Here is a 13,176-nt window from a genome sequence, read left to right on the forward strand (position 1 = left end):
GAGCATCACTCATGTGGAGTTCATTGCTATTGATGTTTTAACTTGGCTATGAAGATGTTTTATAATCGTCTTCCGACTATCGGAAAGTCGAAAAAAGTGGCACTCGTTGCCTGTGTATGCGTAGGTTCTTCTCTGTTTAAATACGGTGTTCAAAAAGAACGAGGAGTAGGATTCGTACCATAAAAATATCGTCCAAGGCAGTTTTTTTGTACTATATACAAGGAATATACTTAATGAATGATGAACTTGAACAAATGCCCTATGATGCGTTGATTGAACGTAGCATGAACGCGTTACAATATAAAAGTCAGTTCCACTGTGATAATTGGAAACTGGATGAAGCAAGTTGGTCTGTCGATCAAGATGAGGGTACCATCACTTTTCACGCTCCAGATAATATAGTGGCAATGGCACCAGTGCAGATTGTGGGCACTTACGACCAAAATCAGGGAAGTTGGATGTGGGGCTGGGCAAATAGTTCTATAAAAGAGTCTCTAAAGCAGGATGCATTAACTGTACAGACTTATGGTGAACGCTATGGCAATGAATTATTGACTGAGCGTGTTAGTGAAATCGATGAAAACAAGGCATGGCAGTTAGCGGCGTTAGCTTGTGAACTTAATAACCAGCAGGGTGTTTATCGTGGTGTTGCCGGAAGTATGTTGATTTTTATGACATTTGGTGAAGTTTCCCTCTATCAAGAAAATTAGCGATTGTATTTGAAGCTGTAAAATCATCAAGGACTAGGCAGTTGATACTTTTCAGGTTTGTTAGCTGCCACAATACCTGAGTTGGTGAGGCAGCTTGTTCGATAAACGATGATATGGGGTGTCTTACCACCCCGTCAATCCAGATAGGTAAACTGTGTTATTAGTTGGAATCAAAACACAGGCGTAGTTTGCCGCAATGCAGGCATTGGAATAGATACCCCTGGCAGTCACCGTTATTACGTAGGTAACGGGAAAGTTCGTCAATTGAAAAACCATACTCTGCTATATCGTTTTCTAGAGAAACGAATTCATCGAGCCTGTCTTTTATTTCATCCCAACCTACATAACCGATAAATGCACAAGGTTCATTGCAGTGTGCTAGCCAAAGTTCTTGCTGCCAGCCCCTGTACCCTGGCGTTCTTGTGACAAGTTCATTAATCATTTCTGAGGGGTACGGATTCTTTATGCCCGAAAATTCATCGTCTTCATCATATTCAGGGTTGATGCCTTCTACACTGGCACTATCTTGAAATTCACCATCAAATTTCTTACTGGCAGAGCCATCCGCAATACACCAAGGACATAAGGCATCGATATCATCGGTAGAAAAAAATGGGCGTTCATAATAAATATCGGTCGGTTGATGGCAACAATCACATTTAACTGTTTTATCGGTAGAAAAAGCCTCTGTTCCAATGGGGTCTGGATGATATTTGAAAATGGGTAATGCTTTTTTATTCAGTGCTATATTGGCTCCTTATATATTTAGATCCTGATTCCCCTGATGATGATATCGTTTCATACCGTTATGCATCAAAAAGGGATATTTCTACATTAACGGGCAATTGCCACACTTGCTTTGATATGTTTAAGGTGAACGACAATCGTAAAGGTCACAACCACCAATAATGGCCATGCTCCCCATTTTCCTGCATGAACAACAGACCAAGCGCCTAATTGATTCGGGTATTGCCAGATCCCAAAAAAGGTACCGAAGTTTTCCGCCAACCAAATAAAAAAACCAATCAGTATAAAAGCAAGTAAGAGAGGCATACTGCGTTCTTTATCCAACGGCGTATAAAAAACAGTACCACGTGCATACAAACCGAAAATAAAAGCAGTTAAATACCAGCGATAATCATCAATATAGTGATGACTAAAGAAATTAATATAAATTGCCACTGCCACTAGCGTTGCCATCCAATACGGTGGGTAATGCTCAATCCGTACCTTAAAAAAGCGCCATGACTGTATAATGTAACTCCCCACGGCTGCATCCATACTCAAAATTAAGCGCTGGACGCCTTGTTGATGAAACCAGTGTGCCGCAACAGCGGCATCTTTTGGAGTTTCAATTTTTATGCCGCTAAGGATTTCTGCTTCAGTTCGGTTGGGTTTTAAGGTATGGATCTGTGATAGAAAATGGCGAATTTTGGCTGCTTTAGATCTTGAAACCGTGTCAACAAAAATTGGCACATTACCGGAATGATTAAATAGCCATTTTAGGGCTTCTTCAGTTAAATTACAGTCAATTACTAACACATTAGCATGCTGAATTAAAGATTTAGCTTGAGATAATAACGTAGGGGTTAATTTTTCCAGAATGCTCATATCATTAACAGTAACAACACATTTCCCATTTTCATCTATAACAGAGTTGCACATTGACGTTTTTTCACCCTCTAACTGATAGAAATAGTTAACATTAACACCAGCCGATTTTGTATGATCAAACAGTGCGTTGCCATTGGCATCGTTACCGATAACGGAAATTAAATAACTTTCTTTTTTCAATAGCGCAATATTTTGAGCGATATTTCTCCCTACGCCGCCTGGCGTAGAAATAATTTTCCCTGGGTTGGAATCTTCATAAATTAATTTGGCTGAGGCATAGCTTGTTAAATCTATATTCGCTGCACCAATAGTCACAGTATAAACATCGTTAGATAAAATATACCCTTTGCCTTTAATATAACCTTTTTTACTTAGGTTCATAATATGTCCTGCAACACATGAGCGACTGATTCCGAGAATATCAGCAATTTCTTGTTGCTGAATGAAAGGATCACGCTTTAGAAGTTGCAATATCTGGTTTTCCCTTTTTGACATATCATACCTTTGGTTGTTTTTTTGTTCTGATGTTTTATTTCATGTCTGACAGACAGTAAAGACTATTTTTATATTTCTTTTTCATTATGAGAATATGATCGTAAGATTGGTAAAGCCAGAAAATGACATAAAAATGTGATGTTTATCTCGAATATTATGCTGAAAAATTCAGAAGAATCAGGTAACTAAATACATCAAGTGAGTAAACTATATTTTATCCTATTATAATTTATTTTAAATCAGTATGTTAGATTGATTTATGGAAACTACAAACATATGTTTGGTTTTTATGATTTGTTGATTTTCATGGCGAGGTTAGACTGGGGTACATAATGAGAAAAAATTATCCCTGGTTACACAATTAGCGATGTAACCAGGGGGGATCTAAAACTCAAGTTCCATGAGTCGATATTATTTTTTATCAGCTAACAGATGGTACGAAACGGCAATACCTGCAGCTTGACCAGCAAGTGAAGGTTCATCGCTGGCTAAATACAGCCCTGCAATATAGTGACCATCAACAGCATATTTTCTGTATTTTGTCGCGTAGCGCTCACCGATTCTGAGTTGACGCCCATCACTTAATGTAAATAAAGCTTCATCAACAGCGCCATTGCCCCATACTTCCAACCTGTCGATAACACTGTCATTGAGTTCAATTGAACTGGTTTCTGATGTTACTGTGCCGAGTGTATAGGATGAACCGTTGGCAAATGTGATTTTAATACCACCCACTCTAGGGGCATTGCCAATTCTTTGTACGTACCCAATCAACGATTTGATTTTATTGTATTTTCCATCGATTAAAGATGGCTTGAAGGGTTCCTGCATTTGATCGTCTTCTGTCAAGGCCTGAATTCTCGTCTTATTAGTAGGACGATCAAATACGGTTGAATAACTGATAGTTTTAGGATTGAAACCACTTTCCAGGCTATTATTTTGTAGATGTTCAATTAATTCAATACACTCTAAACCGTGTAATAAACAATATCCTCTTACAGACAATAAATTATTAGTGACACTTACTGCTGTTGATGTGTTTATGGCATCGTTATATTCATTGGTATACATCGTATGGATGTAATTCTTGGCTTTGTCAACCAATTTGTCGATAAGTTGTTTTAACTCATTGACTTCAATATCTGTCAGCCCAATATCATTTTTCTTCTCTATCCCCATTTTCCAATAAGGGATCTGTAACATAACCGTGTTAGTGTACATCGGCAGGATCTGGTAGTTTGTTTTATTATCAAAAGACTTGAATTTTTCATCTATACTCACCAGATATCTGGCCAGGAACATATATGCATCATGGCTTTCTTGGCTGCCAGGTGAGGTTTCCAGCATGTATTGCACATGTTCCATTTTTCCTTTGATCTCTTGTATATCTCCATTAAGTATTCCTTTAATAGTTTGTAGAACGGCATTCTCTATCATTTGCTCTACTTTTTGGAGAATTTGCTCCCAGGTGTTATCTTTCTGTTGAGGCCAAAATAGCCCTAACAGGAAGGACATTGCGGGACCTGCTCCTGGAATAAAACCTACACCACCAATGATGGCATCCTTTATAATTGATGACATATCCCATTCATAATCGGGAGTAGACATTGTATAAGGTGCTATAAGCATAATGTCAGTGAGTACAGGCAATGTTTCATTTTCAGATATATTATTCGGTGTGGTATTCATGATTTTATTTCACCTTAATTACTTAGTTAAATAATTATGAAATTAAAACTTATTAGTTATAAATTTTTTTTCGTATTGTTATTTATTATACCCAGTAACAAAGGCTCGTTTATCTGTATTATTATAAATGACGACTTTGCTGTAATATAAAGAATTGCTCGGTGATTTTAATATGCCGTCTTCTCCAGCTTTCACTGTGATAGCGGAATATTCGAACCATTCAGATGTGAAAGAATGAGACCAATAAAAAACAGCCCTGACTGATGAAGCGGGGCCAGAATTGGCTACGTAGTAATTAGGGCGTGTTTCGGGAATAATGGGGGTGTCAATTCTTATTGCCTCTATAGATGAGTGTGGCTCTATTGTCATATCCCTATAAGGATTGACAGCAAGAGGTTCTGATGCTGGTGTGTTGGTATTATAAGTTAGTGGCTCAGGATTAGAGTCATTATTATTTATGATGGTAATGTTACTGCTGCTTATATTGATTGTGTTCATAAGATGTTATCCTATTTTAAACATTGGTTAAAATATGGTTTTGTGTTGATTTTAATATTTAGTTTATCGTTTTACGGTATGTTTTCTCGGGTTATTCTAAACATATTGTTATGGCAGAATAAAATATAAAAAATGTAAGTTTGATTTAAAAAATATACTGTATTATTGAAATGCTATTATTAGTATTTGAATGTGGTTAATCTTTATTAATGGGAGTGGGTAAGTAATAGTATTTCTATTTTAAATAAGATCAATTCATTTATTGATGAAAGATATAAGCAGTGTTCTTGTTAATATTGTTAATTTATTTTTACCAATCAGTGTTAGTATAATTAAATATATACGCATTAGACTTCAAGTTGCAATTGACAACACGATATGAGACCTAACTTATCCCCGCTTAGTGGGGAGAAATCACACACATATTGAAGTTAGATTGGTATAGCCCAATATAATTGGGCTAACAGTCATATTTATAAGTGCTCTAAGCAACCGAATTCTGATATAAATCCCAACGGTTTCCATAAATGTCTTCAAAAACGACGACCATGCCATATTCTTCCTGACGGGGTTCCTCACAAAAATGGACGCCATTTTCTTTCATTTTGTGATAATCACGCCAAAAGTCGTCAGATTGCAGGAACAAGAATACCCGTCCACCACATTGGTTACCAATAAATGCTTCTTGTTTTTCGTTAGAGGCTCTTGCCAGCAGTAAGTTACAGTCACTTTCCGGGTTTGGCGTGACAACAACCCATCTTTTTCCTGGCTGTGGCGTATCTTCTACTAATGTAAATCCCAATTTATCTTGACAATTTGTTTTCCAAAATGTCTGGCGTTTAAGAGATCGATAAAAGCTTGCGGAGCTTTTTCCAATCCATCAATGCCCTGCCAGGTGCGTATTATCGCTAATACCGCAAAACCGCCGGCCATCACATAACTGACTGACGGTGCCAATGCAATCGCCCAGGGTGCCCGGATGCAGACAAAGGCGGCAACGGCGGAGACCACCGAGGTATTCAGCTCGACGGCAGGACGTAACAGGGCTTCAACAACATAACGGCGGCTCATGGTGATAACTGTTGAGAGAGCGCCGTTTCGGTGATTAACACCGGGTAATGTCGCAGTTGCAAACGGCGAGCCAATTCCGAACCGGAAGCCGGCGATAACAAGACATCCGGCGCTAATGCCCACAGTGACTGTAAACCGGCTATCTCACTGACATTGACAACCAACCCCACGGCGTGCAATTGCTTGAATCGGGCGGCATTCTGGCTTAACCACTGGCGTGAATCAGCATCATCGCCAATCAGAAATAACGCGCCAATGCCCGGCAGGTGCAATGGCCGGCTTGCCACTTTCCCTGGCGTCAGTTCCGGTGTTTTCACCGGTAACATGGCCGCTTCACCGGCCTGCCCTGGTGAGAAATTTTGTAACGGCGCAGAAATACCATCAGGCTGGGCATCAATACCTGCATAAAAGGGCGAGACATCTCGGCCGCCTAAATCGGCAATCACGTTCAGTTCAGCCTGGCAGGTATTCATCCCTAACAGGCCGATAATGGGGAATAGGCCCAGCCGTTTCATGGTAATGATGTAATGTGCCATCCTTGTTCCCCTTGTCGCAACATCACCGGCATCAGCCCCTTGCCAAACCGAAACCAGTACCCCGCATCATGATTCAGCGTGATTTGCCGGGTACGTACCCGTTCAACCGGAATATGATGGTTTTTGGCCCATTGGCGTAATGTATCGTCATTACGTTGGCTATCGACCAAATAGATATCAACCGGTTGCTTCGCCGCCAGGACTTCAGCCAAACGGGTTTCACAGGGTGGGCAATCTTTGACCCTGACAAACAGCGCCAGACGGCCACTTGTCGCGCGTGATGTTGTCATATTGACCGGCAAGATATCCGGAAACAGCCGCTGCCAGGCTGCATCCACTTCCCGCTGGAAGTGCAATTCTTTCTCGGTACGGGCAAATTCTGATTTAACCCACTGTTCAGCATAACGACGGCGCTCGGTATCGCTTTCGGCTTCAATGCCTAATGTGGTCAGCGGATCAAGCCCCGGTGACTGGATACCCCGAGGCCCATTAATCAGGTGCTGATAGCGCTGGTATTCATCGGCACTTAACTGCCACTGTTCAGCCTGACTTTTCAGGGCGTGCTGCTGGCTTTCTGTCGATGGTATCTGCTGTGAAACTAACGGTGTCGGTGTGGCTGCCCAGACCGAATTGCTCAGCAACAACCATCCCCATAGACCGATTCGGTTCAATATCATGAAACGCCTTCCTGCTGTGGTGGTTTAGCCGGAATCGGTAACTGATAACCCTGCCGCAGATGGTGGCACACCATACGCTGCACCTCATCGACTTCCAGTTGCCAGGCCGGACCGGCCATAATTTGCAACGCGGTACGCAAACGGACAGCGCCTAACTGATGGTGCACCGACGGCAACGGCTGGCGATATAAGATGGCATTGGTTTTATCCGGTGCACATAACGAATAACCCGATTGACGCAATGCATAGCGCATGGCATCAGCAACCGTGGGATCCTGGGAAACGGGGAACTGAATATGAATCAATTGGGAAAGTGGGTCACGTTGTGCCTCTGTCGGGTCGGTACTCACCAGTAAATAACGCCCGTAGCGGACAACTTCAGGCATTGGCTGATAAATATCCGGTGAAACCGGTTGAACATTGCGTGTCAATGTGACGGAAGACAAACTATTTTGGGAAGGCTGAGGGAGCGGTTGTTCTGCGGAAGTCGTGCATCCCGTCAGTATGACCGCCATTAAGCCGATTAACACCGTTATTTTCATACCAAATAGGTTCCTGCTCAGTCGTAAAATCATCCTGACTATGCAAGGAACCCTGTGCTGTATTCAATGAACAACTCAACTGTGTTTGCTGAAAATAAAAATGGCGTAACAGGACATAACGGATAATCCCTGAGTCGGTATTATCGTATTACATGCCATGGGTGATAACGGCACATTATTCAGCCACCAATTTACGCGCTTTTCGTTCAAGCAAATTACCCTGGCGATCAAAGTAGCGGCTGGGCCAGATTTCAGACGGAGCCACCTCCAGCGCGGTGGCAATAATATATTCGCCTTTCGGCCATGGGCGGGACAGGGCGTTTGCCAGTGTAGAAGAACTGAGTCCCGATTCGCGGGACAATTTGGCGAGTGTCGTACCACGCTTGCGTAATGCACAAATAATTTCGGCTGGGTGCCAGTCTGGTTGAGTGTGAGTCATAACCTGCTTCCCCTTCTGTTGATTATTGATGGTGACGGTTCAGACAGGGATTCTCAGGTACCGGAAGTTCTCAACCGGCGAGACGTTAGTCTCCCCCGCCTGAACCGCCATTGAAGGGGCGATAGCAGACACACTGGTAGAAACTTCCTACCAGTGGAGAACTTATGAGGCCTGAGATTCCTCACTATCGGATTTTGCCGATAGCTTTTTCACTTTAACCGATTGAGTTATCGAATTCAATAATCGAACAGATAAGTTTAATAAGTAAATTAAGTTATTAGTACTCATCAATTCAGTTTCCCAGCATACTGGATACCTAGCTTTATTCAACAACGCTAAAACCAAAATCGAAGCCATTAAGCTCTAACGATAAGCATAACCAAAGAAACGCTGGATTCAGAGAATAGTCCCCAGCCATCAGCAGGTTATGTTAACATTGAATATAACTGTCTTGATGCATGCTCTGCCATCGATAGTTATCCCCTTATCTGATACTGAAGTAAAGCATTTCAAAGGAGGCGATATGACCACGTCTTTAGACAAGCTCACGATTAAAGGATTTAAATCAATCCATGAGCTGAGTGAATTTGAACTTAAAAACTTAAACGTGATTGTTGGCGCTAACGGCGCAGGTAAAAGTAATTTGATCTCCTTTTTTAAAATGCTGCGGACATTAATAGACGGTACATTAAATCGCTATATACGCGATAATGGTGGCGCTGACGATTTACTCTTTAATGGCAATAAGGTCACGCAGAAAATGGAGTTTGAAACACGCTTCGGGGAAAGAGGATTTCGCTTTAAATTAGTCCCCACACCAGCAGATGGCTGCGCGATTGAAGATGAAGCTTGTTATTACGCAAAAGATACTGCCGGATGGTGGTCACTGGGAGATAGTGATGATGGCAGATCCAGAATGGTCGCTGAAATCGAGAAAAATTCCCCTGATGCACCGTATTCAAAACCGGTCTATGATGCCATCGCTTCCTGGCAGATTTATCATTTTCACGACACCAGTGCGACGGCTGGCATGCGAAAATATGAAATTATTCAGGATAATAAAACATTACGCACAGATGCCTCTAACATTGGGGCGTTCTTATTAAAACTCAAAAACGATGCACCAAGCGAATATAAGTCGATTGTGAATGCCATCAGGTTAGTCACCCCGTTCTTTGATAGCTTCATTCTGGAACCGCGTCAAAGTGGCTTAAAAGAAGAAGTTAACATAAGCTGGATGCAAAAAGGCTCAGATTATCCGATGCAGCCTTATCATTTATCCGATGGTTCAATACGCTTTATTTGTCTGGCAACGGCATTATTACAACCCAACCCGCCATCGACAATTATTATTGATGAACCTGAGCTGGGCCTGCACCCTGCGGCTATTGTGATCCTTGCCGAGCTAATCCAGCAAGCAGCTCAACGTACCCAAGTCATTATTGCCACTCAATCCCCTATTTTAATCGATCAATTCTCTGCCGAAGATATTGTCATCGTAAATCGTAAACAGGGTGCTTCAAGCTTTGAACGTTTAAATGAGAAAGATTTCTCTCAATGGCTCGAAAATTATTCACTCGGTGAATTATGGGCTAAAAACGTCATCGCCGGAGGGCCAACTTATGAGTAATTACGTCGAAGTTATGGCTATCGTTGAAGGTAAAACAGAACAAATATTTATTGAAAAAATGCTTCAACCTTATCTGGCTGAGAAAATGATTTTCATTTCTGCAACCCAGGTTTCCAAACCCGGTCAAAAAGGCGGCGATGTACGTTTTTCGAGAGTCAAGAAAGACATTGAGATACACTTGAAACAGCGTCCGGATACCTATGTCACAACATTTATTGATTATTATGGTACCCATGAATGGCCAGGATTAGAAACGTTAAATAGACAATGGGAACCGAGACAAATCGCTGAACATCTGCATCTGTCAACACAGAATGAAATCCGTCAATGCCTATTAGCGCAGAGAGCTGATGAACGCTTTATTCCGTACATCGTCATGCATGAGTTTGAAGCTTTACTTTTTAGTGACAAAGAAATACTTGCCAATGAATTAAATATTCATGTACAGGAAGTAGAGCAAGTTCTTCGAGAATGCAGGGAACCGGAATCAATTAACAATAGCCCACAAACGGCGCCGTCAAAGAGATTGGAGAAATGGTCGGCAAATGGAACCTTTGCCAAGACGACAACAGGGATAGCTATTGCCGAGAAAATAGGCATTCCTAAAATGAGAGAAAAATGTCCCTTATTCAACGAGTGGCTATGTCAGCTTGAACGATTGATAACAACTTAAATATGCAGATGGCATTTCGAATATATTTAATACGAATAAGACGAATAAGCCCTGCGATAACAGGGCAATAAGTTTAACCACTCAGAACGGGATCTCATCTCCCCAGTCTATTTCCTCCTCTTCCTGTAACGCAGCAGGTTGTTCTACCGGAATCGCCTTTCTTTCCTTATTGGCGGGTTTAGAAGATTGTGGCTTCGGTGCTGGCTTATGCCCAGTCTGCTGAGCCGCCGCCTGTTTTGCCTCGCCACGACCGCCCAGCATCTGCATCGTGCCATTCACACTCACCACCACTTCGGTTGAATAGCGATCCTGCCCCTGTTGGTCCTGCCATTTGCGCGTTTGCAACTGGCCTTCAATGTAAACCTGAGCACCTTTTTGCAGGTATTCCGCCGCAATTTCCGCTAATTTACCGAAGATCACTACCCGGTGCCATTCGGTTTTTTCCCGCAATTCGCCCGTTTGTTTATCGCGCCAGCTTTCCGAGGTCGCCAGTGACAGTGTTGCCACAGCGCCGCCCGTGGGTAGGTAACGGATTTCCGGATCTTGTCCCAAATTTCCGACTAAAATCACCTTGTTAATTCCACGTGAAGACATATATTTCCTCTCTGTTACGATGACTGACGTTGTGTCCAGCGCCCTTGTTTCAGGGCAAACTCCGCCTGTTCTCGGCGGGCAAAATATTCCCTAGACTCACGGGAGCAAGGCACCCCGCCTTCTATCGTGCCGATATAAAAGCCCGCACGGGTTTGCAACACCGTTAACGGTAATTGCTTATGACAATATTGCAGTGCCAGCAAACCAATTGGTGCAACATTCATAGCTGTATCCTGTTATTTGAGAAAGAGACCTGCCCTGAATACGACGATTCAGGGCAGGTCAGAGAGATAACAAATATCAGAAAGAGTTTTCTGCATATTCGATTTGCGCGACCCCATTTTGTGGCGGCATCGAATCGGATTGTTCGGTTTGATACACTTTGTCCTGACCGATTTTAATCCAGTCCACCTTAATCAGACGGGCTTTCAGGCTGACGCGCTGTTCACCGGCATGATCCCCGCGTTTCAGGGTAAAAATATCGGTGGAAGGATTACTTAAGGTAAACCCCAGTAATACTTTTTTGTCCTCATCCACCGATTTCTGGCAACGGGCAATCAAACTGGTCGCCTCCTTGCCGACAACAGTAATATCAAAACGCACATAGACCGGATTATCACTCGGGCCATTTAACGCATTGATCACGCAGCTCAGGAACGTGCCATTGGCCGTGCTGACATGGCGGATATGATTCAAATAGCCGAGTCCCTTAATATTCAGGTTGAAATAGTCATTTTTGGTTAATGAAGTTGCGTTCTCAGACATATGATTTTCTCCATGGAGTTAAAGAATCAGGTGCAACGGAGAAAATCCTGTCCCTGACGGGAATGATTTTCCCCGCCGGGTGTCAGACAGTGACGTTGCTGACGTTCTGATAAAGAATAATGAACCTTCATTGCCGTTGGACTGACAATATCTGCTTCCAAAGGTGGGCAGATGTACCGCATTGAGGCACTCCCTTTCAGGCTACGGGAGTTTTACAGCCACCCGGAGGCGATCGTTACAGGCTCACCGATCATTTAAGAAACAGGTTGATTCTTAAAGCATCCCATCAACACGTCAATCAACAACCAGATCTTCATGTCCGTTGATTTGCCCGCCGGGCTTTGCGCGATTGCGTGACCGCTTTGTCATTCAGCATCCCTTTACAGGCCGGATAGTTCACACAACCCCAAAACGGCGTGGTTTTTCCCTGCCGTTGCCGCATCCGGCCGCCACAGTTCGGGCATTCGGGGGTTTTTGGTAACGTCAGATGTAACGGCTGTGCTTTGCCCCGCTCGACTAAATGCACAAGCCACTGCGCCTGTTTTTGCATAAAAACGGCCAGCGACGCTTTGCCCTGCGCAATATCCTCCAGCGACTGCTCCCATAACGCGGTCATGCCCGGATTGGTCAATACCTCTGGCAATCCGGCAATCAGTTCCTGCGCCAAAGGCGTTGCGTGGATCGCTTTCTTTTTCCGCTCAATCAGCTGGCGTTTAAACAGGGTGTCCCGGGTTTTATGAATAAATTTTTTCATCTGACGTCGTTCATTTCGGGGTATTGGTGCTATGATTCGCATCACTCAGTCCATTGAAAGCTTATTTATATTATGTTATTAATTATTTTTTATTAGTATCACAAAGTGATTGTATTAACTTTATATTTTTATGCTCCGTTCCGAATTATAATTTTTGTTATATCTTGTTAATTTTTTGGTTGTTTTTCATTGCGTTTATTAATGATGTTTTCTTTATCGAAGGATACCACTTCTTGGTATCCAAAAATCATTAGAGGATTAACTTATGTCTATTTTGAATAAAGAAATAAATGACACTAAAACTGAAATTAAAAATTCAGATATCAAACAAAGCCAACCACAAACTTTAGCAGAAGATCTTCTGGATAAAGTTTCAGGTGCAGGTGGAGAAATTTATTTAAAATGGTCAAAAAGTTTTTAATTAATTAATTAAGCGGGGGTAAATAAACCCCCGCTTAATTCGATTGGATTTGGTTTTTTATGTGATAA

At 42.4% G+C, this 13,176-nt stretch carries 18 protein-coding genes and 2 pseudogenes; 4 read left to right on the forward strand and 16 right to left on the reverse strand.

The genetic code is table 11. The features are described from left to right. Positions 1-233 precede the first annotated feature (233 nt). Entirely contained in the window at positions 234-710 is a 477-nt protein-coding gene (locus tag AAC853_RS11195) for a DUF6882 domain-containing protein (RefSeq protein WP_340614608.1), read from the forward strand. Between the two features lie 160 nt (positions 711-870). Here AAC853_RS11195 and cbrC read toward each other — a convergent pair whose 3' ends face one another. The 10 genes and pseudogenes from cbrC to AAC853_RS11245 all read right to left on the reverse strand — a co-directional run bounded on the left by cbrC (position 871) and on the right by AAC853_RS11245 (position 8,271). Then, positions 871-1,458, reverse strand: a complete 588-nt coding sequence (gene cbrC / locus AAC853_RS11200) for a PF03691 family colicin E2 tolerance protein CbrC (protein WP_340614844.1) — start codon at positions 1,456-1,458, stop codon at positions 871-873. An 86-nt stretch (positions 1,459-1,544) separates the two neighbouring features. Further along, positions 1,545-2,819, reverse strand: coding sequence for a PfkB family carbohydrate kinase (locus AAC853_RS11205; RefSeq protein WP_340614609.1), 1,275 nt, complete (start codon positions 2,817-2,819; stop codon positions 1,545-1,547). 411 nt (positions 2,820-3,230) lie between these two features. After that, positions 3,231-4,508: an insecticidal delta-endotoxin Cry8Ea1 family protein gene (locus AAC853_RS11210; protein WP_340614610.1), complete on the reverse strand. Its 1,278-nt coding sequence runs from the start codon at positions 4,506-4,508 to the stop codon at positions 3,231-3,233. A gap of 78 nt (positions 4,509-4,586) precedes the next feature. Then, positions 4,587-5,006, reverse strand: coding sequence for a JHE-like toxin PirA (locus AAC853_RS11215; RefSeq protein WP_340614611.1), 420 nt, complete (start codon positions 5,004-5,006; stop codon positions 4,587-4,589). A gap of 484 nt (positions 5,007-5,490) precedes the next feature. Next, entirely contained in the window at positions 5,491-5,808 is a 318-nt protein-coding gene (locus AAC853_RS11220) for a VOC family protein (RefSeq protein WP_340614612.1), read from the reverse strand. An 80-nt stretch (positions 5,809-5,888) separates the two neighbouring features. Continuing rightward, positions 5,889-6,077 (reverse strand): annotated as a pseudogene (locus AAC853_RS11225) (hypothetical protein); the annotation flags it as partial. Then, positions 6,074-6,613, reverse strand: coding sequence for an integrating conjugative element protein (locus tag AAC853_RS11230; RefSeq protein WP_340614613.1), 540 nt, complete (start codon positions 6,611-6,613; stop codon positions 6,074-6,076). The gene AAC853_RS11230 and the pseudogene AAC853_RS11225, both read right to left, overlap by 4 nt. Then, positions 6,589-7,290: a TIGR03759 family integrating conjugative element protein gene (locus AAC853_RS11235; protein WP_340614614.1), complete on the reverse strand. Its 702-nt coding sequence runs from the start codon at positions 7,288-7,290 to the stop codon at positions 6,589-6,591. The genes AAC853_RS11230 and AAC853_RS11235 overlap by 25 nt, the downstream gene beginning before the upstream one ends. Beyond that, positions 7,287-7,832 (reverse strand): PFGI-1 class ICE element type IV pilus protein PilL2, encoded by a 546-nt coding sequence (gene pilL2 / locus AAC853_RS11240; protein ID WP_340614615.1) that lies wholly within the window; start codon positions 7,830-7,832, stop codon positions 7,287-7,289. Before pilL2 ends, AAC853_RS11235 begins: the two co-directional genes overlap by 4 nt. 175 nt (positions 7,833-8,007) lie before the next feature. Beyond that, the gene (locus AAC853_RS11245) at positions 8,008-8,271 is read right to left on the reverse strand and encodes a helix-turn-helix domain-containing protein (RefSeq protein WP_340614616.1); all 264 of its coding nucleotides are present in this window, start codon (positions 8,269-8,271) and stop codon (positions 8,008-8,010) included. Positions 8,272-8,794: 523 nt separating this feature from the next. Between AAC853_RS11245 and AAC853_RS11250 the strand changes: the two genes are divergently transcribed. Beyond that, positions 8,795-9,901, forward strand: a complete 1,107-nt coding sequence (locus tag AAC853_RS11250) for an AAA family ATPase (protein WP_340614617.1) — start codon at positions 8,795-8,797, stop codon at positions 9,899-9,901. Beyond that, entirely contained in the window at positions 9,894-10,574 is a 681-nt protein-coding gene (locus AAC853_RS11255) for a DUF4276 family protein (protein ID WP_340614618.1), read from the forward strand. Before AAC853_RS11250 ends, AAC853_RS11255 begins: the two co-directional genes overlap by 8 nt. An 81-nt stretch (positions 10,575-10,655) precedes the next feature. Here the strand turns inward: AAC853_RS11255 and ssb are convergent, their stop codons facing one another. The 6 genes and pseudogenes from ssb to AAC853_RS11285 all read right to left on the reverse strand — a co-directional run. Next, the gene (gene ssb / locus AAC853_RS11260) at positions 10,656-11,168 is read right to left on the reverse strand and encodes a single-stranded DNA-binding protein (protein ID WP_340614619.1); all 513 of its coding nucleotides are present in this window, start codon (positions 11,166-11,168) and stop codon (positions 10,656-10,658) included. A gap of 14 nt (positions 11,169-11,182) precedes the next feature. Next, a complete protein-coding gene (locus AAC853_RS11265) occupies positions 11,183-11,392 on the reverse strand; it encodes a hypothetical protein (RefSeq protein ID WP_338803425.1) in 210 nt (69 codons plus the stop codon). Positions 11,393-11,468: 76 nt separating this feature from the next. Continuing rightward, positions 11,469-11,933, reverse strand: coding sequence for an STY4534 family ICE replication protein (locus tag AAC853_RS11270; RefSeq protein WP_340614620.1), 465 nt, complete (start codon positions 11,931-11,933; stop codon positions 11,469-11,471). Between the two features lie 26 nt (positions 11,934-11,959). Beyond that, positions 11,960-12,115, reverse strand: a complete 156-nt coding sequence (locus AAC853_RS11275; protein WP_340614621.1) for a hypothetical protein — start codon at positions 12,113-12,115, stop codon at positions 11,960-11,962. 131 nt (positions 12,116-12,246) lie between these two features. Next, positions 12,247-12,483: a topoisomerase DNA-binding C4 zinc finger domain-containing protein gene (locus tag AAC853_RS11280; protein WP_340614845.1), complete on the reverse strand. Its 237-nt coding sequence runs from the start codon at positions 12,481-12,483 to the stop codon at positions 12,247-12,249. 9 nt (positions 12,484-12,492) lie between these two features. After that, positions 12,493-12,729: pseudogene (locus AAC853_RS11285) on the reverse strand (DNA topoisomerase); the annotation flags it as partial. 223 nt (positions 12,730-12,952) lie between these two features. Between AAC853_RS11285 and xyeA the strand changes: the two are divergent. Further along, a complete protein-coding gene (gene xyeA, locus AAC853_RS11290; protein WP_340614622.1) occupies positions 12,953-13,108 on the forward strand; it encodes a XyeA family cyclophane-containing RiPP triceptide in 156 nt (51 codons plus the stop codon). Positions 13,109-13,176: the final 68 nt, after the last annotated feature.

Source organism: Xenorhabdus thailandensis, assembly GCF_037996785.1.
Classification (GTDB): domain Bacteria; phylum Pseudomonadota; class Gammaproteobacteria; order Enterobacterales; family Enterobacteriaceae; genus Xenorhabdus; species Xenorhabdus griffiniae.